Here is a 21,001-nt window from a genome sequence, read left to right on the forward strand (position 1 = left end):
AGGAGATTTTTCAATGAAACCCTCACCTATAGCGCGCGTTTGCTTCATCGCCACACTCTTGACCTCGACCTTTTCCGGCGCCGTCCTCGCGGCCAACACTGAACTGGTCAAGCCGGGTGTGCTGGTGGTGGACAAGAGCCTCCCGCCTGCGCAACTGGCGCTCATGGAAACCGCCGCCCGCCGTTATGACACCTTCTGGGATAGCGGTGACGAAAGCCTGGCCCGCGAGGCGCTGTCTGCGGATTTCGTCGACAAAACTCCGCCAGCCGGGCGTAAACAAGGCCCCGAAGGCCCGTTGCTCGCTTCCCGGGCGTTTCGTGAAGCGGTGCCGGACCTGCGTTGTGAGATCGAACACATGATCATCGCCGGCGACCGCGTCGTGGTTCACCTGCATTTTCGCGGGCACTTCACCGGCACCTTCGGCCAGATCAAGGGTGGCGGACAGCCCGTGGACTTTATCGCCACCGATATCTATCAGATCGACAACGGCAAGATCGCCGCCAACTGGCACATTGAAGACAACCTGACGCTGATGCAGCAGTTGGGCGCTCTGTAATCCCGAGCACCGCGTGCCTGACACTTCGGGCCAGGTCGAAGCATGGCCGGGTGGCAATTCTTTACAATTGCGGCTTCTATTAGCTGTTGTGCTGCCACGCGAGGAAAACGCCATGACTTCGTCCATCGATCCCGGTCTGCTGGCTATCTATGAAGCCTGGCACGCCACCGTCTGTGCCGGCGACCTGGCGGCTACAGCGGCGTTGTATGCCGAACAGGCGGTGTTCGAAACGCCGCTGGTGCTGGCGATCTACCCCGACCACGGCAGCGGGGTGCTGGTGGGCCGAGGGGTGATCCAGCGGTTCATGGAAGACAGCAAGCGCCGCTTTCCCAATGACCTGGCTGAGTGGTATCGCAGCGACAAGGCCTTCATCAACGGCCGCAACCTGACGTGGGAATACCCGCGCAAGACGCCGACGGGGGAGCAGGTCGACCTGATGGAAATGATGGAGATTGAAAACGGCTTGATCACCTGCCACCGCGTGTATTGGGGCTGGTATGGCGTGCGCTTGCTCGCGCCGGTACTGGCGAAGGCGCAAGCGCTGTGAACCCGCGTGCGATGGTTGCGATCATTGGCGGGGCGGTGACCGGCGTCGCGGCGTTTATCCAACTGGTGCGCACAGGTAACGCCCAGCGTATCGACATCATCGATCCCGAGGGGCTGGCGCACTCGATTGCCTTCAGCGCCAGCGAGGCCTCGCTGTTGTGCAATACCTCGGTGCAGACCATGTCGGTGCTGGACGATGACCCGCACGACTTTCAGCGTTACCTCCAGACGCAGGGCCTCGACGCTGGCGAAGACGCGTTTGTGCCACGGGCCTGGGTATCGGGCTACCTCAAGCAACGCTACGCCGAGTACCGCGATGTGGCGCAGGCGCGGGGCATCGAGCATCGGGTCGTGCGCGCAACGGTGCGACGTATCCAGCCGGTCGCGCGCAGCGACTATCGCCTGGTGCTGGATGATGGCAGCGACCTGCGCGCCTGTGCCGTGCTGGTCTGCACCGGCAGTGCCGCGCCGTTCATCCCGCCGCTGGTCAGCCCGCATGTCGGTGCGCCGGGCATTTTCTCGACGCCATACCCGGCCAAGGCCTGGCTGGACAGCCTGGGTAAACCGTCACGGGTCTTGGTATTGGGCAGTCGTCTATCGGCAGTCGACAGCGTGTTGCTGCTCTGCGGCGCGGGGCATCAGGTGCTGATGGCGTCGCCTTCCGGGCGTTTGCCCGGCGTGCGCACGGCTACCCCCCGGCGTTGTGCGGTGGCCCTGGATGAAACGCGATTCGCAAGGCTGGACCTGGAGAACCCCAAGCTGTACTGGCACTTGCTGCGCATCGTTGCGCGGGCGGCCAAGGCGATCAGTGGTCGCTCGCTGCGCGAACAAGTCGACCGCAGCGTGGAGCCCACCCAGCGCCTGCGCGGCGAAGTCGCCTTGGCCCGACGGGGCGCGACGGACTGGCAGAGCCTGTTGGTGCAGTGCATGGACCTGGCTGACGTGAAACTGCGCGCGGCACCGCCGGCAGTGCGCATGGCGGCGCTGCAGAACTGTTGGGAGGCGGTCGGGCGTTACCTCTTCGCGGTGCCCTTGCAGACCGCGATCACATTGCTGCGCCTGATCGACGAAGGGCGCCTGCAACTGGCCGTGCAGGTGCCGACAACCCTTGAGTGGCAAGGCCAATGGCAGGTTCACGACGCCCGCGGGCACATCGAGGCGGTGGATGCGGTGGTGTGCGCCACCGGTTTTCATAAGCAGTTTTTCCATGCCACCCGTGACGGCCTTGATCTGCAGGTGCCACCGACAACGCCGTGTACGCCGCCCTATGTGTCGCCGCAGTTGCAGGTCAGCCTGCCCGGCGCCGAGGCACCGGAAAACATCTGGCTGCTGGGCGTGGCCTCGTACCTGGCGGCGCCGATGGTCAATTCGGTGTACCAATCGGTGCGCCAGGCCCGCGAGGTGGTGATGCTGCTCGCCGAGGCCCCTTCATTCATCGACAAACACGCAACCGAGGCAGTGGCATGAAAGTGTATGGCGACAGAGGTTCGAGCAATACCCGGCGAGTACTGACCACCGCCGCTTACCTGGGGCTTGAGGTCGAATTCGTGTTCCTCGACCTGTTCAGTGGCGAGAACCGCACGCCGGAGTACCTGGCCCTCAACCCGAACGGCACGATCCCGACCTTGGTCGACGGCGACGTGGTGCTGTTCGAAGCCTCGGCGATCATGATTTACCTGGCCGAACAGGCCGGTTCGTCATTACTGCCCGCAGGCAATGCCAAGTACGAAACGCTCAAGTGGATGTTCTGGGCCGCCGAGCACTTTCGCCGTGGGCCGACGGTGCTGATCGAGCAGCGGTTCATGGACCGCCTCAAAGGCCGCGCCGAGAACCCGACGCTGGTGGCCGACGCGCTGCAGGCGATCCACCGCTATACGGCCGTGCTCGACGGGCACTTGCGCACCCGGCGCTTTGTGGTGGGCGACGCGTTGAGCCTGGCGGACATCGACCTGGCGGCCCCGCTGAGTCATATCCCGCGCACCCAGGCGCCGTTCCTGGAATATCCCCATGTGGCGGCCTGGTACGCGCGGATCAATGCGCTTGCCGCCTGGCAGCAGAGCGGGGCGGCCCAGGAGCGCCGGATCGCCGAAATCGAGCGGCTGTTCAGCTCGCAACGGGTGCCGGCATAAGGGTTTTCCTGGCCGGGGTCACGGCATGCAGCGGCGCTTCGAGATGACGCAGATGCTCAATCCCCAAATGCAGCTTGAATGCACGCCAGCCCGGGCTGGTCACATACACCGCACGTGAGCCGACGGTTCGACGCAGCCAACCCTGCTGGCAGAAAGTCTCCAGCAGGTGGGTGCCGAGCGGCCCGGCGATGTGGTGTTGGCGTTCGGTCCAATCCAGGCAACGGCGAGCCTGCATATGGTCGTGCAAGCATGGCTCGCCGCCCTGCGGGTTGAGTGACTGCAACCATTCGGTGCCGCGCGGGGTGAGCACATATTCGCACTCGTTGCGCTCAAGGAGAAAACCCTGCTGCAGCATGCCCTGGGTCACCGCTACACCGACCTGGCCGGCCAGGTGGTCGTAGCAGCAACGGGCAAAACGCAGCTCATGGGCCGAGCGGTTGGGCAGGCTACGCCACGAACTGGTTTGCGGCGCGACCGCCGCCAGGCTTTCCAGCACATGGGACACATCGGGACCGGCCAATTGATAGAAGCGGTTGCGGCCCTTGGTCTCGACGGTGAGCAAGCCGCCGTCGAGCAGTTTCGCCAGGTGCGAGCTGGCGGTCTGCGGGGTCACGCCTGCGGCATTGGCCAAGGCACTGGCGGACATCGAACTGCCATCTGCCAGGGTGATCAGAATCACTGCGCGCACGGGCTCGGCGATCAGGTAGGCGATGGATGAGATTTTTGGCTGGGTCATTCCGTCGAACTCCGTGCTGTGCCAAGTCATGTCGATTTTCAGGATGACATAAACATAAACACTTCGACACAGCTCGAAGCGTTTATCCCGGAAAGCTGCATATAGTCGAGCCGCCCCCTTTCAACGGACGCACGCGGTCATGACCCCCAACACCCGCTACCAACGCCAAGTACTGCTTGCGACGAGCCTGAGCTATGTGGTCGTGATCCTCGACACCTCGATTGTCAATGTGGCGGTGGAATCGATTTCCCGCACCTTTGGCTCGGGCATCTCCGGGCTGCAGTGGGTGATCAACGCATACACCCTGACCTTCGCCAGCCTGCTGCTGACGGGCGGCCTGTTGGGCGATCGTTTCGGTGCGAAGAAAATCTACGCGGTCGGCCTCGGCCTGTTTGCCCTGGCCTCGGCCTTGTGCGGCCTGGCCACCGATCTGCCGGAATTGGTCGGTGCGCGGGTCTTGCAGGGGCTGGGCGCCGCGTTGCTGGTGCCGTGCTCGTTGATGTTGATCAATAACGCTTACCCGCAGACCCACCAACGCGCCAGCGCGATTGGGGTATGGGCCGGCTGCGGTGGCATCGCCATGGCGGCCGGGCCGCTGGTGGGCGGGGTGCTGATCGAGCTGTTCGGCTGGCGCAGCATCTTCTTGATCAACGTGCCGATCGCGCTGGTCGGTGTGTGGCTGACCTCGCGCATCCCGTCTTCAGCACCGTTGGCGCCTGACCGCCACTTGGACATCACCGGGCAAGTCGCCGCGATTATCGCGCTGGCGACCTCGGTGGCGGTGCTGATCGAAGGGGCGAAGCTGGGGTGGAACTCCGAATGGGTGTACGCCGGCGTGTTTGTGGCCTGTATTGCCTGGTGCGTGTTCTTCGTGACCGAAAGCCGCCACAAGGACCCGATGCTGCCGCTGCAGTATTTCCGCCACCCGGTGTTCTCGGGGGCGACGCTGCTGTCGCTGGTGTCGGCCCTGGTGTTCTATGGCCTGTTTTTCCTGCTCAGCGTGTATTTCCAGACCCACCGTGGCTGGTCGCCGCTGGACACCGGGCTGGCCTTCCTGCCGTTGACCGCCATGGTCACCCTGGGCAGCTTCACCTGCGGCCGGCTGACCCGCGCGTATGGCGCCCGCGCCGTGCTGTGTGCGGGGTTCGGCCTGTACACCCTGGGGTTTATCGGCCTGTTTGCCCTGGCCACTGATGCGCCGTACTGGCGTATCGCGCTGTGTTACCCGGCCGTGGGATTCGGCGCCGGGATCATTACCCCGGCCGCCACTTCCGTGCTGATGAGCGTGGTCGAGCGGGCCAAGGCCGGGGTGGCGGCCGGCACGCTCAATGCCAGCCGGCAAAGCGGTTCCGCCTTCGGTGTGGCGATCTTCGGCGCCTTGCTCACCTCGATTCAGCCCTTGGGCGAGGCCATCGACGTTGCCGTCAGCGTCGCCATCGGCTTGTCGTTGCTCGCCATGCTGATGGCCGCCCTGGTGTTGAAAGCGCCGGCGGCGCAACCCGTGGAAAGTTGATGGACCTGCACCTGTAGAGGCGATTGCCCGGCACGTTTTCGTGACATTCGCGAGGCGTCGCTGCACCTGAAAAACATCATCAATAGGGATAATGATCATGAATCTGCGTTCTGCACCTGCAGTTGTCGATATGGCGGGAATCGGCATCGGTCCGGCTAACCTTAGCCTGGCGGCGCTGGCTCAGCCCAAAGCAAGCATTACCGCCGCGTTCTTCGAGCGCAGCAGCGAATTTCAATGGCATGCGGGGATGATGGTGCCCGAGGCCAAGCTGCAGGTGCATTACCTCAAGGACCTGGTCAGCCTGGTGGACCCGTCCAACCCGCTGTCATTCCTCGCTTACCTGGCGCAGAAAAAACAGCTGCTGAGTTTTATCAACGCGCATTTCGAGCAGGTGCTGCGCCGCGAGTTCAACCAGTACTACCGCTGGGCGTGCAGCCAACTGCCGAATCTGCATTTCAATAGCGAAGTGCGCTCGGTGACGTTCGATAACGGCCTGTTCCTGCTCAAGGGTGACACCTGGGTGCAGCCGGCGCGCCACCTGGTGCTGGGCACCGGGCAGCAACCGTCGATCCCGACGTGCGCGCAAGCGCATCTGGGCGATACGCTGTTTCACTCCTCGCACTACATGACCCGCAAGCGCAGCCTCAAAGACAAGCGCGTGGTGGTGATCGGTGGTGGCCAGACCGGGGCCGAAATCATCCAGCACCTGCTGTCCGACACCGCCGCCTTGCCCGCCAGCGTGACCTGGGTTTCGCGGCGCTGGAATTTCTCGCCGTTGGATGAGTCGCCGTTTACCAACGAACTCTATACCCCGCAGTACAGCGAGCACTTTTTCGCCCAGCCCGAGGCCGTGCGCCGACCGTTGCTGGCCGAGCAGAAACTGGCGAGCGACGGCATTTCCCAAGCGTTGTTGCAGTCGATTTATCGCCGCCTGTACGAGCTCAAGCACGTCTTGCAGCACCCCTGTCACATTCGCTTGCTGCCCGGGCGTGAGCTGACCGCGATTCACCAGCGCCCCCATCACTGGAGCCTGTCGATGGCGCACGGGCACAGCCAGGTCCAGGAGGAACTGAGTGCCGACATGGCGGTGCTGTGTACAGGCTATGCCTACCAGATGCCGGCGTGCCTGGAGGCGCTCGAATCACGGATTACCCGGTGCAACGGCGAGTACGTGTTCAACGATGACTATTCCGTCGCGTGGGACGGCCCGCAGGGCTCGGCCATCTACGTGCAAAACGCCGCCCGCAGCCAAAAAGGCATCGCCGACCCGAACCTGGGCCTGATCCCTTGGCGCTGCGCGAACATCATCAACAGCGTCAGCGGGCAAGCCCTGTACGACCTGGATCAGCCCGAGGCGTTCGTCCAATGGGGCGCCAACGCTGTATTCGACGAGGTCGGCGATGCGCGTTTCGATCGCCTGACCGCCCTTGCCAACTAGACCCAGGAGCCCGGTCATGGACCCCATCACACTTGCTCCCAACGGCAATGCCCCGGTGATTCGAGAAACCGAGGAGCCCGTGGCGCAGCCAGGCGTACGCCTGTACCTGCATCACTTTGCCGGCAAACTGGCCAACGCGCCGATCCAGTCATCGCGTTTCACCCTCGACCCACACAGCGCGACCGACGAAGACAAGCACGCCGTGAACGAGATCTGGTTTGTCAGCGGCGGGGAGCTGGACGTCTTTTACGACGGCACCTGGCACGCGGTCAGAAATGGCGAAAGCCTGTATTTCGCGCCCTGGCGGCCGCATTTCGCGCGCAACAACGGCACCACCCAGGTCCAGGTGTTTTCGGTGTGGTGGGCATGAGCATGGAGCAGCACTTCGACCTGGTGATTGTCGGAGGCGGCATTATCGGTGCCTGGGCCTTGCATCATGCGACGCAACGCTATCCGCACTGGCAGATTCTGCTGATCGATCGCTACCGCATCGGCGACGGCGCCACCGCCCATTCGGCGGGTGTGCTGCTGGCCACCGGCCGCACTGCCCGCGAACGGCGCCTGGCCGGGGAGAGCGCCGAGCTGTATCGGGCCCTGCGTGATCGCCTGGGCATCCGCACCACCCAGGCGCCGGTGTACTGGCTGGCCGAGCGCAGCTTTACCGCGCATATCGAGCAGGCCCTGGTCGATGCGCCGGTTCAGCCTGCCGATCTGTCGGTGCCTGACCTGGGCTCACGCCTGGGCGCTTCGCTCAACGTTGGCGCGAACGAAAGCCTGCTGCGTGGCGGTACCGCCGAAAGCTACGAGCCGCCGTTGGTGGCGCGGTTGCTGATCAGCCACAGCCTGGCCAGTGCCCATGTGCGCTGCATCGAAGGCGTGGGCGTGCAGCAGATCGATGCGCTGGGCAGCGGCACGCGCATCACCCTGGCTGACGGCGCCACGCTGCGCGCCCGGCGCACCCTGGTGGCCACGGGGCCGTGGGTCGGCGAGTCGCCGTTCGGCATGCTTGCCGCGCGCCATGGGCTGCGCGTGAAGAAGGTGGTGGCCCTGCATATCGACGGCGTGCCACCGGCCAACGCCGCAGCGCTGTTCCTGCCGCAAGCCGACGCTTACCTGATGCCGTTGGCGGCGCGTAACCAGTGGTTGTTCAGCTTTCGGTGCGATGAATGGGACGTTGCGCCGCGCAAACATGCACTGGAAATCAACCGCCACGATCTGCAAGTGGCCACGCGCACGCTGGCGCACTACCTGCCCGAGCTGGTGCCACGCTGTCGTGGCGGCCGGGTGTTCTGCGACAGCTACAGCCCCGACGGTGAGTCGCAGGTGAGCTTCGACGCCTCGCAAAATCTGGTGTTTGCCGGCGCCGGCAGCGGCGCCGGTTTCCGCCTGGCGCCGGGCATCGCCCGCGAAGCCCTTGAATTGATGGTCGCCCATTGGCCCGATGCGCCCGCTACCGCCAAACCCACCCTTTCTACTGTTTCGATGGATTGAAAAGATGACCGCTATCGCCGCGCAAACCTTCTTCCTGATGCCCATCCCGCCGACCCCGAACGGCAGGCTGCACCTGGGGCATATCGCCGGGCCGTACTTGCGCATGGACATGTTGGGGCGCTACCTGCGCAGCCAGGGCCATCGTGTCGACGTGGTCTCGGCAGTCGACGGCTTCGACTCCTATGTGTTGTGGAAGGCGCTGCAAGAGCAACGTGCGCCCGAAGCCGTGGTGCGCGACTACCACGCGCAAATCGCCCATGACCTGCGCGCGCTGGATGTCGAGGTCGATGACTTCCTCGACCTGGTGCAAGGCCCGTATGCGCGGCAGCATGCGCGCAATGCCCAGCGCACGGTGGAGCGCCTGGTGGCGCTCGGGGTGACGCAAAGCGTGGTCGAACGCGTGCTGTATTGCCCGGATACCCGGCGCTATATGGCGGGGGCCTGGCTGCTGGGGCAATGCCCGTATTGCCGAGCAGGGGCGGGCGGTTATTTTTGCGAAGCCTGCGGCGCACTGTTTCGCCCGCAAGCCATGCTTGACCCGCAACCGCGCATGGGCGACAGCCCGTTGCATTGGGTGGAGGTCGAAAGCCTGTTTCTGAGCGTCGCCCACCCCGAGCAGTTGCTGCAACGCATCGCCGCTTCCGGTGCGCCGGCGTCGATCATCGAGGTGATTGCGCGCTTCCTCGAACGGGAAAACGGCCTGGTGCGGCTGACTGCACCGGGCGAATGGGGCGTCGCCTGGAGCCCGGATCGCTTTGGCAACCCGCGCGTTCTGTTCGAGTCCGGCTGGGAATATGCGCTGACCTGCGCCGATCGGTCCCAGGAGAACGCCCCCGAGCACGGCCATGCGATGTTGCGCAGCAGCGAGGTGACGACGCTGGTCAGTTTTGGCATCGACAACGCGGTGCTGTTGTTGGCCGGCAGTGTCGCGGTGATGGATGCGCTGCAGGATCACCAGTCGTTTGATTACGTGCTGACCAACTACTTCTACAACCTGCAAGGCGCGAAGTTTTCCACCAGCCGACTGCATGTGGTGTGGGCCGCCGATATCGTCGAAAAGACCCCGGCGACCAGCGACGCCGTGCGTTACTTCCTGAGCCGTGAAAGCCCCGAGCAGGGCGAAACCAATTTCGCCGTGGAGGAGTTTGTCGAGGTGGTCAACGTGGACCTGGCCGGGGCGCTCGACAGCCGTATCGACCTGGCGCTGGGCGGCCTCGATCACGCTCGGGTGCAGTCCATCGAGCCTGCGCTGTTGCCGGGCCTGGAGGTGGCTGTCGCCCGGTTGGGGCAGGCCTTCCGGTTGAACGCGGTGTCGGTGCGCGAGGCGTGGGCGGTGCTGCATCAGTGGATGCAACGCCCCGACCTGGACGTCACGCAGCCCGGCCACGCCTACCTGTGGCTCAAAGGCCTGGCGTACCTGGCCGCGCCGATCATGCCGCGCCTGGCCGAGTACCTGTGGCAGCGCCTGGGCCATGACGGGTTGCCGCTGGTCCAGGCGCTCTATGTGGCCTCGCAGCCACGGCTGCTGGCCTCTCTGCGTCCGCGCTTTGCGCCGCTCTCGCCGGCCGCATTGGCGCCGTGCCTGCCGGCCAGCGTGGTGCTTGCCGGGGCCGCCAGCGATGCATGAATACGCCGACGTTATCGTGATCGGCGCCGGGACCACCGGCACCAGCGCGGCCTGGCACCTGGCGCGCGCCGGTGCGTCGGTCAGGTTGCTGGATAAAGGCGCGATTGCCAGCGGGTCGTCGGGCGCATCGCCGGGGATCGTGCGCGCTTACTATGCCGACCCCGCGCTGAGCCACCTGGCGGCGCGAGGTGTGCGGGCCTATCGCGAGTGGCAGCAGCACTATCCCGGCGCATGCGGTTACCAGCGCACGGGGTTCCTGACCGGGATTCCCATGCGTGCGCAAGCGGCCACCCAGGCCAATGTCGAGCGTCTTCAGGCAGCGGGTGCTACGTTTGAATGGCTGTGCCCCAAGCAGATGCGCGAACGGGTGCCGGACCTGTCCACCGATGGCCTGGCGGGTGCGGTCTACGAACCGGACGCCGGTTACTGCGACCCGCGCCTGACTGCACGCAGCTTTGCCGCCGGTGCGAGTGCCATGGGCGCGGTGATCGAAGAGGGCCGGGCGGTGCGTCGGATTGTCCGCCAGGCCGGCCGCGTCATCGGCGTCCAGACCGACTGCGGGTTTATCGCCAGCAGCCATGTGATCAACGCCGCCGGGCCGTGGGCCGCCGCACTGGCCGCCGAATGCCGCGCGCGGCTGCCGATCCATGCCACACGGCAATGCGTGGGCATCGTCGAGGTCTGCGGTGCGGATCAGCCGATGCCGGGCTACTGCGACCGCGACGCCGGCTTCTACCTGCGCCCGGATCGCCCCGGCAGCTACGTGATCGGCGCGTTGAGCGGCGTCGAAGGGACGCCCATCGACCCGGATGCTTTCGATGGCACCTTCAGCGACACCCAGGTGTTGGCCTACCGTGACCGCGCCGCGCAACGCTTGACGCGGCTGCTGGGTGCGCAGCCCATTGGGCGCCGCGTGTCGTTCTTCGACGACACGCCGGATGGTAATCCGCTGCTCGGCCCGGACCCGCGCGTGCCGGGGTTGATGGTCGCGGCTGGGTTGAGCGGGCATGGCTTCAAATTTGCGCCGTTGTTTGGGCAGGCGATTGCGCAGTGGGTGTTGACGGGGGAGATGCCGGCGGCGATGGCGCCGTTTGCGCTGCAGCGGTTTATCGATTGAAGGGCCGCCCTCAGGCTTTGGAAAACCGACCGCATCTTCGAACCCTACAAGGCCGGCCTGGACGCTGCGCCGACCGACTTCTTCTTCGCCCACCGCACGTCGGCTGCCTTTGCGCTGATGGACCATGACGTTGTCGTCCATAACTGCGAACCGCTATTCACCTGCCTGGTGGCACGCACGTTGAAGCGCTATGCCGACAACGCCTTTGTTGCGCGATTTACCCGTGTAAATGCCCTGAAAGTTGCCTGATCCAATGCTGTCGCGGCTACCCGGTGCGGCGGCGTAACCGTTTTGTGCGACGTTGGTTGCGCTTCAATCGACCGGCTGTTCGGTGGTAAAGTCGCCGCCATGAAACTGACCCGCTCAGACCGCTCGCTCATTGCCTGGACGCTGTATTTTTGCGTCCTGTTCAATGTGTTCGCCTGCGGTTTGGCGCACGGACAGACGATGGGCTTGGCGCTCAATGGCGTAGGCGGGCAGTTCTGCTCGTCTGTGGGCAGTCCCGCGCCGGCCTCGAAAGCGGATCCCGCCGATCTGTCCGCCAGTGGCTGGGCCGGGAGTTTTGCTTGTCCGATCTGCTCGACCGTGACCTTGGGCATTGCCTTGCTGTTTTGTCTGAGCTGGATGCTGCGGATCGGGTCGGTACGCCGGCCTGACCGCGAACAGCGCTGCAAGGCGCCCCCGCGCTATTCCTGGCCCTCGGCCAATCCCAGAGCCTCCCCCGCACTTTGCGCATGACCGCGTTTGTCTAAGCCCCTTTGTGCCTGTCGACCCCGGTCAGCTAGGCGTTGCAGGGGCTCCACGGTTAAAGGTGACACGGGAAGGAGCACACAATGGCTCATGTATTGGCACGCCTCAATCGTCGGCTACTGCCAGGATTGGCTGCGGCCGTTTACGCAAAAAAACACGCAACGTTCGCGACTGCGCCAATCGGCCGGAGGTCGCCATGTGCGCGCTAGCCGTTCCATCGGGGGCTTCGCGGTTGGTCAGCAAAGCCTCGCGTCTGCGTAATCAAGCGGACTTTCTGCTGCCGTTTCCGGATTACCCAGGTAATGCGCGCAGTTTCGTCCACCTGGATGCCCGACTGCTGCCTTACTGGCACACCTTGTTCGATGTGTGCCCCGGCTTGCTCAAACTCGATCCGCCCGATGGCTTGAATATATTTCGCGGCTTCATGACCTGGGCCTATCGCAATCATCCGCCGTTGAACTGGACCTATTACCTGAGCGTATGCCGCTGGCTCCTGGGCTCCAAGTATCAGGCGCGGATCAACGAAGAGCACATCGAGTCGTTTATGTGCGCTGCGGCGGCGCGCTGGATCAATAGCGATGACAGCCAGGCTCGGGGGCTGGTGTTGGCTTGGCAGGGCGCGCCGGAAAGGGTGTTCGATTGGAAGCAGGCGCCTCGTCCGGTGCCCGGGCTTGAAGCGGATCTGGAGGAGTTTCCGCCCGTGCCCTGGGACTTTGCCTGGTGCCCGTTGACCGGCAAGGGCGGCGTGGGATTTCGCCGCTGGCTGCCGATTCCTTGACGCGGTGTTGACCCAGGGGGCGCCAGTGAGATGCGACAAAGCACCACACCTGATCAGCATTGATCGCGCGCGCCGCCAGCACTGCGGATCGGGTCGATTAGCGCCTGCGATGTGCCAGATTGTCGCAGTTGTCGCCCTGAGACTGCGCTCATAAAGTGTGCAGGCTTTGAGCGGAGGCAGACACTTCCACGGTAGCTCGAGGCGCGGCATTTGAACCCGTTCATGTGCCGGTTGCCAGGCCCTCTTCCCAGAGGGCTTTTTTTTGCCTGATAAACCCGGTCATCACTCGCCCGCGGGCCGGTTTGGCGTTCATGAGCCAGGCTCATGGGGTTCGGCGCTGCGCTCGTTGCCGTTGAACGAGGAGCCCCAGTGCGACAGCCCGCCACAGTCAGGAGGAGAGAGCGCCAAGGCGTGGTTTTTCATTGTGCAATGAAGCGCTGCCTGTGGTGGTTTGTCGCAGGTCAGGTGGCGCGCATTGGCATGCTAGATTCTGCGTCGACGCGACATTTTCCCTTGGCAGGGTTTTGGTCGCGTTACTGAGCGCCGGGAATCGCAAGGTTCCTGGCGCTCCTTTAATGTGTGTTCGAGCCGCTGCCAACGCCTTTCGGCTTTTTCACGGTGACCAGTCGCAACCTGGAAGAGGGATTTCCCGGCTGGACCGATGTGCCTCGCTGAGACTGCCCCGTGCCAAATGCAACGCTAGCGCTGATTGAGCATGGCCAGCATGCGCGGTGCGATAAAACGATGGAACGGCGCCACCGGCAGCATATACAGGCGGCCCAGCCAGTTGTGCGGCTGGACCACGGTGGAGAGCACCACCCGGCGCGTGCCTTGCGGGTCGAGAGGCATAAGGTTGATGGCCAGGTACACATCCAGGTGCCGGTCCTGGTCGACCAGCAAAACCTCGTCGGGGGTTTGCGAGACCAGGGTGAAAATCCCCACCCGGTCGCCGGGTCGATAGTCGGCGTCTGCACGCTCGAGATCGATGCGTGTCAGCCTGCCAAGATCCTTGAGGCCAAACACCTGCACCAGTCGGTTGCGCAGCGCCATCAATCGGTCGATCCAAATCGGTGTCCGGGCCATCAGCCGCAGCCCATGCCGTAAGGCGCTGCGCTCGTGGTCATCGGTCAAGGTGCTCTGGCAATCGATGAAACTGGCGCCGGTGGCATGGCGGGCAATGCTTGAGTCGGGCGGGAGGGAGCAGCGGCTGACGCTGGAGTTCATAAGGTTTGTCCGAAGGCCATTAATCGTAGGTAGCGCGTTTTTATTCGGGTTCCACGAGGTGCCGCGCGCTCTTTAGCACTTCATGCGAGCGCACGATCCAGTGGGCCAGAAAGTGCAGGGCATCCTCAAGTTTTTTAATTGCTCAGTGCTGCGCACCAATGAAAGGCCCAGAGTGGCAGGACGCTTTGTCGGCGACTGAACGCAAAAAAGGCGCCCGAAGGCGCCAAGGGTTTCACCCCAACCGAGGGAGCCGGGTGAAGCCGTTCACAGCAAAGGTCGCGGTGGTAAGGCGCGACGGGAACGGAAGCGGGGCGCGCCGAGTGGTGGCGCGCAGGTGTTAGTTGCCGAGCTTGACCTTGGTCCAGCCACGGGTCATCAGGCGCTGCACGGGAATGGGCTGGTCGGGGATCGCGTACAGGGTCGCGAGCACGTCCTGGGGCGGATAGGACGCCGGGTCGTTGCGGATCGCCTCGTCCACCAGGGGCGTGGCCGCGGCGTTGGCGTTGCTGTAGCCGATGCTGTTGGTGACCTCGGCGATGATATCCGGGCGCATCAGAAAGTTCATGAAGGCATAGGCGTTGTCGACGTTGCTCGCGTCCCGGGGGATGGCGACCATGTCGTAGAAACTGCCGGCGCCTTCCTTGGGAATGCTGTAGTCGATCTTCACCCCGTTGTTGGCTTCTTCAGCCCGGGCGCGGGCTTGCAGCACGTCGCCGGAGTAACCCACGGCCACGCAGATATTGCCGTTGGCCAGGTCCGAGATGTACTTGGAGGAATGGAAGTACGCCACCGAAGGGCGGATCTTCATGAACACTTCCTGGGCCTGGGCGATCTGTTGTTTGTCCTGGGAGTTCACCGCAAAGCCCAGGTAGTGCAGGGCTGCTGGCAGCATTTCGGTCGGCGAGTCGAGGAAGCTGATGCCGCAGGCCTTGAGCTTCGCCGCGTTCTCGGGGTTGAACAGCAGGTCCCAGGAGTTCAGTGGCGCGTCGGTGCCCAGTGCCTGGCGGACTTTTTCCGGGTTGTAGCCAATGCCGATCGAACCCCACATATACGGGAAGGCATGCGCGTTGTCGGGGTCGCTGGCGGCGGCATTTTTCAGCAGCACCGGGTTCAGGTTCTTCCAGTTCGTCAGTTTGGATTTGTCCAGGGGCTGGTAGACCCCGGCCTTGATCTGCTTGGCCAGGAAGCTGTTGGACGGGACCACGATGTCGTAGCCCGACTTGCCGGCCAGCAGCCGCGCTTCGAGGGTTTCATTGCTGTCGAATACGTCGTAGGTGACGTGTATGCCCGTCTCGGCCTCGAACTTTTTCAGGGTGTCGGGGGCGATGTAGTCCGACCAGTTATACACGCGCAGTACCTTGTCGGAGGCCTGGGCGCCGCCAGCCATGGCGCCCAACAGGGACAGTGTGAGCAGAGTCCTGCCAAACCTTTTCATGCATCCAACTCCATTTTTTATTGTGGGGTAAAACACGACGGCCTAGGCCGTCGCCGGTGTTCGTTACGACTGTTGGGGTTGCGGCTGCCAGGCTTCGCTGGCGGTCTGGTCCATGGCTTCCTGGATCGCCCGCTTGCGGTTCACTTCGGCCTTGCGGCTGAAATACCAGACCATAAAGGTCACCAGGGACACCGCCAGCAGAATCAGGCTGGCCACGGCGTTGATCTCCGGCTTGACCCCCAGGCGCACGGCGGAGAACACCTCCATCGGCAGGGTGGTGGAGCCGGGGCCGGAGACGAAACTGGCGAGCACCAGGTCATCCAGGGACAAGGCGAACGCCATCATGCCGCCCGCCGCCAACGACGGCGCGATCATCGGGATGGTGATCAGGAAAAACACCTTGAGTGGCCGCGCACCGAGGTCCATCGCCGCTTCTTCGATGGACAGGTCCAGCTCCCGCAGGCGTGCCGAGACGACCACCGCGACATAGGCCGCGCAGAAGGTGGTGTGAGCGATCCAGATGGTGACGATGCCACGCTCCATGGGCCAGCCGATCATCTGCGCCATGGCCACGAACAGCAGCAACAGCGACAGACCGGTGATCACTTCCGGCATCACCAGAGGCGCGGTCACCAGGCCACCGAACAGGGTCCGGCCCTTGAAACGGGTGACCCGGGTCAGCACGAAGGCGGCCAGGGTGCCCAGCGCCACGGCGGCCACGGCGGTGTAGCAGGCAATCTCCAGGGAGCGCGCCACCGAGCCCATCAATTGGGTGTTATCCAACAGCCCCAGGTACCACTTGAGCGACCAGCCGCCCCAGACCGTCACCAGCTTGGAAGCGTTGAACGAATAGATCACCAGAATCAGCATCGGCAGGTAGATGAACAACAAGCCGAGCACCAGCATCAGGGTCGAAAAACTCAAACGCTTCATGCCCGTGCCTCCATTTCTTTGGCCTGGCTGCGGTTGAACAGCAAGATGGGAATAATCAGGATCGCCAGCATCACCACCGCCAGGGCGGACGCCACCGGCCAGTCGCGGTTATTGAAGAACTCCTGCCACAGCACGCGGCCGATCATCAGGGTCTCCGGGCCGCCCAGCAGTTCCGGGATCACGAACTCGCCGACCACCGGGATGAACACCAGCATGCTCCCGGCGATGATGCCGTTCTTGGCCAGCGGCACGGTGATTTTCCAGAAGCTGTTGAAGTTGCTCGAACCCAGGTCCGAAGCGGCTTCCAGCAGGCTCTGGTCGTGCTTGACCAGGTTGGCGTACAACGGCAGCACCATGAACGGCAGGTAGGCGTAGACCACGCCGATGTAGACCGCCGTGTTGGTGTTGAGGATTTCAATCGGGCTTGAGGTCAGGCCGGTCCACATCAGGAAGGCGTTGAGCAGGCCGTTATTGCTGAGGATGCCCATCCAGGCATAGACGCGGATCAGGATCGCGGTCCAGGTCGGCATCATGATCAGCAGCAGCAATACGTTTTGCATTTCCTTGCGGGTCTTGGAAATCCCATAGGCCATGGGAAAACCGATCAGCAGGCACATCAACGTGCTGAGGAGAGCGATCTTCAGCGAGCCCAGGTAGGCCGAGATGTACAAATCGTCGGCGGCCAGCAGGCTGTAGTTACCCAGGTTCAGCAGCACCTGGAGTTTCTGCTCGACGAAGGTGTAGATTTCCGAGTAGGGCGGAATCGAGACGGCCGCTTCGGAGAAGCTGATTTTCATCACCAGGAAGAACGGCAGCATGAAAAACAGGAACAGCCAGAGGAAGGGAATGCCGATCACCAGCTTGCGACCGCTGGGCAGCACACGGATCAACGCTTGATTGAAAGTGCTCATGGTCGATGTGCTCATGCCCGCAGTACCACGCCGCTGTCGTCTTCCCACCACACATACACGGTGTCACCCCAGGACGGCCGGGAGCCACGGCGTTCGGCGTTGGCCATGAACGACTGGACGATCTTGCCGTTCGGCAGCTCCACGTAGAACACCGAGTGCCCGCCGAGGTAGGCGATGTCGTGGACCTTGCCGCTCGACCAGTTGTGCTCGCCGGTCGGCATTACGGTGGTGACCAGCAGTTTTTCCGGGCGGATCGCGTAGGTCACCGACTTGTCTTCCACCGAGGTGGCGATGCCGTAGCCGACATAGATGTCGCGGTCCAGGTCCGGGCACTGGAGCACCGCGTGACCTTCGGCGTCGTCGACCACCTGGGTCTCGAAGATATTGACGTTGCCGATGAACTCGCAGACCAGGCGGCTCACCGGGGTTTCGTAAATGTCCACCGGGCTACCGATCTGGGCGATCCAGCCCAAGTGCATGATCGCGATGCGCTGGGCCATGGTCATGGCCTCTTCCTGGTCATGGGTCACCATCACGCAGGTCACGCCCACGCGCTCGATGATCTCTACCAGCTCCAGTTGCATCTGCGAGCGCAGTTTTTTATCCAGGGCGCCCATGGGCTCATCGAGCAGCAGCAGTTTCGGGCGCTTGGCCAGGGAGCGGGCGAGGGCGACGCGCTGGCGCTGGCCGCCGGAGAGCTGGTGGGGTTTGCGCCGCGCGTACTGGGTCATGTGCACCAGCTTGAGCATTTCCTCGACCCGCGCCTCGATCTCGCTGGCCGGCAGGCGGTCCTGCTTGAGGCCGAAGGCGATGTTCTGCGCCACGGTCATGTGCGGGAACAGGGCATAGGACTGGAACATCATGTTGATCGGCCGCTCATAGGGCGGCATATCGGTAATGTCCACGCCGTCCAGCAGGATGCGGCCTTCGGTGGGCCGTTCGAAACCGGCGAGCATGCGCAGCAGGGTGGATTTGCCGGAACCGGAACCCCCCAGTAGGGCGAAGATCTCGCCCTGGTGGATTTCCAGGGACACATCGTCCACGGCCACGGTTTCATCGAACTTCTTGGTCACGCGGTCGATCTTCACCAGCACCTTTTGCGGTTGCTGATGACCTTCCAGAGCCTTGCGATAAATGCTGGAGGCGTTTGCCATGTGAAACTCCCAACAGGTCGTCGGGCCAATGCGGCCTGACTTAATAAGGTTGATTGCAAACCTGCGTCATCAATGCGGTGCAGGTTTATTCGGCGCCGCCATCCTGGCTGCCTGGGCTTGCTTGTTGTTGTTCGGGTGTTGCCGTTCACGCCGCACGGCGGGCGCACACAGGCGCGCGCGCCGCGTGGGCAGGGCGTGTCAATCGGTGAATCGAGTACTGGCGGCCCTGTGGGGGCCGCCTTGTGTTAACGGTGCTGACGCTGCGCGGCGCGTTGCCGGCAGGCATCGCCAAAGGCCTGGAAAATACTCAGGTAAGCCGGGTTCGACAGGACCTGCCATTCCGGGTGCCACTGCACGCCAAAGGCAAACGCCTGGCTGTGCTCCACGGAAACGGCTTCGATCAGGCCATCCGGGGCCACGGCTTCGATCCGCAGACCGTCACCCAGGCGGTCGATGCCCTGGCTGTGGATCGAGTTGACCTGGATCTCGCCGGCCAGGCCCATGGCCTCGAACACGCCGCCGGGCTGGATCGCCACCGGGTGCGCCGGGGCGTACTGGACGTCGAGGCGTGGGTCGTCGGCTTCGCGGTGGTCCATAAAGCCCGGCAGTTCATGCACCTTCTGGTGCAGGCTGCCGCCAAAGGCCACGTTCATTTCCTGGAAGCCGCGGCAGATACCGAGGACCGGCACTCCGGCCGCCACCGCTGCCCGCAACAGGGGCAGGGTGGTGGCGTCGCGCTGCGGGTCATGGGCGGTGCCCGGCGCGCTGGGAGCGCCTTGATAGTGGAAGGGTTCGACATTGGACGGCGAGCCGGTAAACAGCAGGCCGTCGACGTAGTGCAGCAGATCCTTGATCTCGCAGAGGTCCGCCAGGGAAGGGATGACCACCGGCAGCCCCAGGGCCGCGACGCTGACAGCACGCAAATACTTGTCGCCGCTGACATGGTAGGGGTGCAAGCCAATCTCTTTGACGCATGCAGTAACACCGATCAATGGCTTGAGTGCCATTTTTATCACCTCGAAATTCACGCTGGAACGAGTTTTTCCAGAGCTTATCCATGTTGATTTTAATTAACAACCTTCATGTAAAAAATTATAGACGCCGCGCGGTGCTAATCCGCATGTTTGCTTGGTGTGCGGCCTGTGTTTGCCTCACTGGTGCCAATATAATTAACGAATAGCCCGCGCTTTTCGCTATTGACTTCACTTTATCTTTCGGATTGACTGCTGCTACGAAACAGATTTGAACATAATAATTAACACATAGGTGCATCATGTCGGTCCCACTGCGTACCGTTCAGCTCAACGAAGCCAACGCCTTTCTGAAGAAACACCCTGAGGTCCTGTACGTCGATCTGCTGATTGCAGACATGAATGGCGTGGTGCGCGGCAAGCGCATCGAACGCACGGCGCTGCACAAGGTGTATGAAAAAGGCATCAACCTCCCGGCGTCGTTGTTCGCCCTGGACATCAACGGCTCGACCGTGGAAAGCACCGGCCTGGGCCTGGATATCGGCGACTCCGACCGCATCTGCTACCCGATCCCCGACACCCTGTGCATCGAGCCCTGGCAGAAGCGCCCCACCGCGCAACTGTTGATGACCATGCATGAACTCGAAGGCCAGCCGTTCTTCGCCGACCCTCGGGAAGTGCTGCGCCAGGTGGTGAGCAAATTCGACGAACTGGGCCTGACCATTTGCGCCGCGTTCGAGCTGGAGTTCTACCTGATCGACCAGGACAACGTGAACGGCCGCCCGCAAGCACCGCGCTCGCCAATCTCGGGCAAGCGCCCGCATTCGACCCAGGTCTACCTGATCGATGACCTCGACGAATACGTCGATTGCCTGCAAGACATCCTTGAAGGCGCGAAAGAGCAGGGCATCCCCGCCGACGCCATCGTCAAGGAAAGTGCCCCGGCGCAGTTCGAGGTCAACCTGCACCACGTCAGCGACCCGATCAAAGCCTGTGACTACGCGGTGCTGCTCAAGCGCCTGGTGAAAAACATCGCCTACGACCACGAGATGGACACCACCTTTATGGCCAAGCCCTACCCGGGCCAGGCCGGTAATGGCTTGCACGTGCACATCTCGATCCTCGACAAAACGGGCACTAACATCTTCGCCAGCGACGACCCCGAGACCAACGACGCCCTGCGTCACGCCATCGGCGGCGTGCTCGAAACCCTGCCGGCGCAGATGGCGTTCCTCTGCCCGAACGTCAACTCCTACCGCCGCTTCGGCGCGCAGTTCTATGTGCCGAACTCGCCGAGCTGGGGCATCGACAACCGTACCGTCGCCGTGCGCGTGCCGACCGGTTCGGCGGATGCCGTGCGTATCGAGCACCGGGTGGCTGGCGCCGATGCCAACCCTTATCTGCTGATGGCCTCGGTACTGGCCGGTATCCACCACGGTCTGACCAACAAGATCGAGCCAGGGGCGCCGGTCGAAGGCAACTCCTACGAGCAGAACGAACAGAGCCTGCCCAACAACCTGCGCGACGCCCTGCGTGAGCTGGACGACAGCGACGTCATGGCCCGGTACATCGACCCGCTGTACATCGACGTGTTTGTGGCGTGCAAGGAAAGCGAGCTGGCCGAGTTCGAGAATTCGATCTCCGACCTTGAGTACAACTGGTACCTGCACACGGTCTGACGGCCTTCCCACT

General features: G+C 63.3%; 20 protein-coding genes. 13 read left to right on the forward strand and 7 right to left on the reverse strand.

What is annotated here, in order from left to right; genetic code table 11:
• Window positions 1-13: 13 nt before the first annotated feature.
• The 4 genes from U5A08_RS13365 to U5A08_RS13380 all read left to right on the forward strand — a co-directional run bounded on the left by U5A08_RS13365 (window position 14) and on the right by U5A08_RS13380 (window position 3,231).
• Entirely contained in the window at window positions 14-556 is a 543-nt protein-coding gene (locus U5A08_RS13365) for an ester cyclase (RefSeq protein ID WP_321851896.1), read from the forward strand.
• A 112-nt stretch (window positions 557-668) separates the two neighbouring features.
• Complete coding sequence (locus tag U5A08_RS13370) at window positions 669-1,103, forward strand: nuclear transport factor 2 family protein (protein ID WP_247408599.1); 435 nt, start codon at window positions 669-671, stop codon at window positions 1,101-1,103.
• A complete protein-coding gene (locus U5A08_RS13375; RefSeq protein WP_321851899.1) occupies window positions 1,100-2,569 on the forward strand; it encodes an FAD/NAD(P)-binding protein in 1,470 nt (489 codons plus the stop codon). The genes U5A08_RS13370 and U5A08_RS13375 overlap by 4 nt, the downstream gene beginning before the upstream one ends.
• Window positions 2,566-3,231, forward strand: a complete 666-nt coding sequence (locus tag U5A08_RS13380) for a glutathione S-transferase family protein (RefSeq protein ID WP_321851901.1) — start codon at window positions 2,566-2,568, stop codon at window positions 3,229-3,231. Before U5A08_RS13375 ends, U5A08_RS13380 begins: the two co-directional genes overlap by 4 nt.
• On the opposite strand, the gene U5A08_RS13385 is transcribed toward U5A08_RS13380, so the two are convergent.
• On the reverse strand, window positions 3,206-3,967 hold the full coding sequence (locus U5A08_RS13385) for an ArsR/SmtB family transcription factor (protein WP_253395507.1): 762 nt from the start codon (window positions 3,965-3,967) through the stop codon (window positions 3,206-3,208). The two genes, U5A08_RS13380 and U5A08_RS13385, sit on opposite strands and share 26 nt — an antisense overlap.
• A 139-nt stretch (window positions 3,968-4,106) precedes the next feature.
• Here U5A08_RS13385 and U5A08_RS13390 point away from each other — a divergent pair, with 139 nt between their 5' ends.
• The 8 genes from U5A08_RS13390 to U5A08_RS13425 all read left to right on the forward strand — a co-directional run bounded on the left by U5A08_RS13390 (window position 4,107) and on the right by U5A08_RS13425 (window position 12,681).
• A complete protein-coding gene (locus U5A08_RS13390; RefSeq protein ID WP_321851902.1) occupies window positions 4,107-5,480 on the forward strand; it encodes an MFS transporter in 1,374 nt (457 codons plus the stop codon).
• A 97-nt stretch (window positions 5,481-5,577) separates the two neighbouring features.
• Window positions 5,578-6,918, forward strand: a complete 1,341-nt coding sequence (locus U5A08_RS13395) for a lysine N(6)-hydroxylase/L-ornithine N(5)-oxygenase family protein (RefSeq protein WP_321851904.1) — start codon at window positions 5,578-5,580, stop codon at window positions 6,916-6,918.
• A gap of 16 nt (window positions 6,919-6,934) precedes the next feature.
• The gene (locus tag U5A08_RS13400; RefSeq protein ID WP_321851906.1) at window positions 6,935-7,288 is read left to right on the forward strand and encodes a cupin domain-containing protein; all 354 of its coding nucleotides are present in this window, start codon (window positions 6,935-6,937) and stop codon (window positions 7,286-7,288) included.
• Window positions 7,285-8,409, forward strand: coding sequence for an NAD(P)/FAD-dependent oxidoreductase (locus tag U5A08_RS13405; RefSeq protein WP_321851908.1), 1,125 nt, complete (start codon window positions 7,285-7,287; stop codon window positions 8,407-8,409). Before U5A08_RS13400 ends, U5A08_RS13405 begins: the two co-directional genes overlap by 4 nt.
• A 4-nt stretch (window positions 8,410-8,413) precedes the next feature.
• Entirely contained in the window at window positions 8,414-10,036 is a 1,623-nt protein-coding gene (locus tag U5A08_RS13410; RefSeq protein WP_321851910.1) for a methionine--tRNA ligase, read from the forward strand.
• Window positions 10,029-11,153 carry an NAD(P)/FAD-dependent oxidoreductase gene (locus U5A08_RS13415; RefSeq protein WP_321851912.1) on the forward strand — a complete coding sequence of 375 codons (1,125 nt, stop codon included), beginning with the start codon at window positions 10,029-10,031 and terminating at the stop codon, window positions 11,151-11,153. The genes U5A08_RS13410 and U5A08_RS13415 overlap by 8 nt, the downstream gene beginning before the upstream one ends.
• 348 nt (window positions 11,154-11,501) lie before the next feature.
• Entirely contained in the window at window positions 11,502-11,891 is a 390-nt protein-coding gene (locus U5A08_RS13420) for a DUF2946 domain-containing protein (RefSeq protein ID WP_321851914.1), read from the forward strand.
• A 208-nt stretch (window positions 11,892-12,099) separates the two neighbouring features.
• The gene (locus tag U5A08_RS13425; protein ID WP_321851916.1) at window positions 12,100-12,681 is read left to right on the forward strand and encodes a putative natural product biosynthesis protein; all 582 of its coding nucleotides are present in this window, start codon (window positions 12,100-12,102) and stop codon (window positions 12,679-12,681) included.
• A 699-nt stretch (window positions 12,682-13,380) separates the two neighbouring features.
• Here U5A08_RS13425 and U5A08_RS13430 read toward each other — a convergent pair.
• The 6 genes from U5A08_RS13430 to U5A08_RS13455 all read right to left on the reverse strand — a co-directional run bounded on the left by U5A08_RS13430 (window position 13,381) and on the right by U5A08_RS13455 (window position 19,345).
• Complete coding sequence (locus tag U5A08_RS13430; RefSeq protein ID WP_321851917.1) at window positions 13,381-13,905, reverse strand: DUF2867 domain-containing protein; 525 nt, start codon at window positions 13,903-13,905, stop codon at window positions 13,381-13,383.
• 337 nt (window positions 13,906-14,242) lie between these two features.
• Window positions 14,243-15,340, reverse strand: a complete 1,098-nt coding sequence (locus U5A08_RS13435) for a polyamine ABC transporter substrate-binding protein (protein WP_321851918.1) — start codon at window positions 15,338-15,340, stop codon at window positions 14,243-14,245.
• A gap of 63 nt (window positions 15,341-15,403) precedes the next feature.
• A complete protein-coding gene (locus tag U5A08_RS13440) occupies window positions 15,404-16,273 on the reverse strand; it encodes an ABC transporter permease subunit (RefSeq protein WP_253395529.1) in 870 nt (289 codons plus the stop codon).
• The gene (locus tag U5A08_RS13445; protein ID WP_247398319.1) at window positions 16,270-17,151 is read right to left on the reverse strand and encodes an ABC transporter permease subunit; all 882 of its coding nucleotides are present in this window, start codon (window positions 17,149-17,151) and stop codon (window positions 16,270-16,272) included. Before U5A08_RS13445 ends, U5A08_RS13440 begins: the two co-directional genes overlap by 4 nt.
• A 44-nt stretch (window positions 17,152-17,195) precedes the next feature.
• Window positions 17,196-18,338 (reverse strand): ABC transporter ATP-binding protein, encoded by a 1,143-nt coding sequence (locus tag U5A08_RS13450; RefSeq protein ID WP_253395531.1) that lies wholly within the window; start codon window positions 18,336-18,338, stop codon window positions 17,196-17,198.
• Between the two features lie 245 nt (window positions 18,339-18,583).
• Window positions 18,584-19,345, reverse strand: coding sequence for a gamma-glutamyl-gamma-aminobutyrate hydrolase family protein (locus U5A08_RS13455; protein ID WP_253395533.1), 762 nt, complete (start codon window positions 19,343-19,345; stop codon window positions 18,584-18,586).
• A 266-nt stretch (window positions 19,346-19,611) separates the two neighbouring features.
• Between U5A08_RS13455 and U5A08_RS13460 the strand changes: the two genes are divergently transcribed.
• Window positions 19,612-20,988 (forward strand): glutamine synthetase family protein, encoded by a 1,377-nt coding sequence (locus tag U5A08_RS13460; protein WP_253395535.1) that lies wholly within the window; start codon window positions 19,612-19,614, stop codon window positions 20,986-20,988.
• Window positions 20,989-21,001 lie beyond the last annotated feature (13 nt).

The organism is Pseudomonas paraveronii (assembly GCF_963681955.1).
GTDB lineage: Bacteria > Pseudomonadota > Gammaproteobacteria > Pseudomonadales > Pseudomonadaceae > Aquipseudomonas > Aquipseudomonas paraveronii.

Coding starts and splice junctions, on each gene's coding strand:
- U5A08_RS13365 (WP_321851896.1), top strand. CDS start 14: ATGAAACCCTCACCTATAGCGCGCGTTTGCTTCATCGCCACACTCTTG.
- U5A08_RS13370 (WP_247408599.1), top strand. CDS start 669: ATGACTTCGTCCATCGATCCCGGTCTGCTGGCTATCTATGAAGCCTGG.
- U5A08_RS13380 (WP_321851901.1), top strand. CDS start 2,566: ATGAAAGTGTATGGCGACAGAGGTTCGAGCAATACCCGGCGAGTACTG.
- U5A08_RS13385 (WP_253395507.1), bottom strand. CDS start 3,967: ATGACCCAGCCAAAAATCTCATCCATCGCCTACCTGATCGCCGAGCCC.
- U5A08_RS13390 (WP_321851902.1), top strand. CDS start 4,107: ATGACCCCCAACACCCGCTACCAACGCCAAGTACTGCTTGCGACGAGC.
- U5A08_RS13395 (WP_321851904.1), top strand. CDS start 5,578: ATGAATCTGCGTTCTGCACCTGCAGTTGTCGATATGGCGGGAATCGGC.
- U5A08_RS13400 (WP_321851906.1), top strand. CDS start 6,935: ATGGACCCCATCACACTTGCTCCCAACGGCAATGCCCCGGTGATTCGA.
- U5A08_RS13405 (WP_321851908.1), top strand. CDS start 7,285: ATGAGCATGGAGCAGCACTTCGACCTGGTGATTGTCGGAGGCGGCATT.
- U5A08_RS13410 (WP_321851910.1), top strand. CDS start 8,414: ATGACCGCTATCGCCGCGCAAACCTTCTTCCTGATGCCCATCCCGCCG.
- U5A08_RS13415 (WP_321851912.1), top strand. CDS start 10,029: ATGCATGAATACGCCGACGTTATCGTGATCGGCGCCGGGACCACCGGC.
- U5A08_RS13420 (WP_321851914.1), top strand. CDS start 11,502: ATGAAACTGACCCGCTCAGACCGCTCGCTCATTGCCTGGACGCTGTAT.
- U5A08_RS13425 (WP_321851916.1), top strand. CDS start 12,100: ATGTGCGCGCTAGCCGTTCCATCGGGGGCTTCGCGGTTGGTCAGCAAA.
- U5A08_RS13430 (WP_321851917.1), bottom strand. CDS start 13,905: ATGAACTCCAGCGTCAGCCGCTGCTCCCTCCCGCCCGACTCAAGCATT.
- U5A08_RS13435 (WP_321851918.1), bottom strand. CDS start 15,340: ATGAAAAGGTTTGGCAGGACTCTGCTCACACTGTCCCTGTTGGGCGCC.
- U5A08_RS13440 (WP_253395529.1), bottom strand. CDS start 16,273: ATGAAGCGTTTGAGTTTTTCGACCCTGATGCTGGTGCTCGGCTTGTTG.
- U5A08_RS13450 (WP_253395531.1), bottom strand. CDS start 18,338: ATGGCAAACGCCTCCAGCATTTATCGCAAGGCTCTGGAAGGTCATCAG.
- U5A08_RS13455 (WP_253395533.1), bottom strand. CDS start 19,345: ATGGCACTCAAGCCATTGATCGGTGTTACTGCATGCGTCAAAGAGATT.
- U5A08_RS13460 (WP_253395535.1), top strand. CDS start 19,612: ATGTCGGTCCCACTGCGTACCGTTCAGCTCAACGAAGCCAACGCCTTT.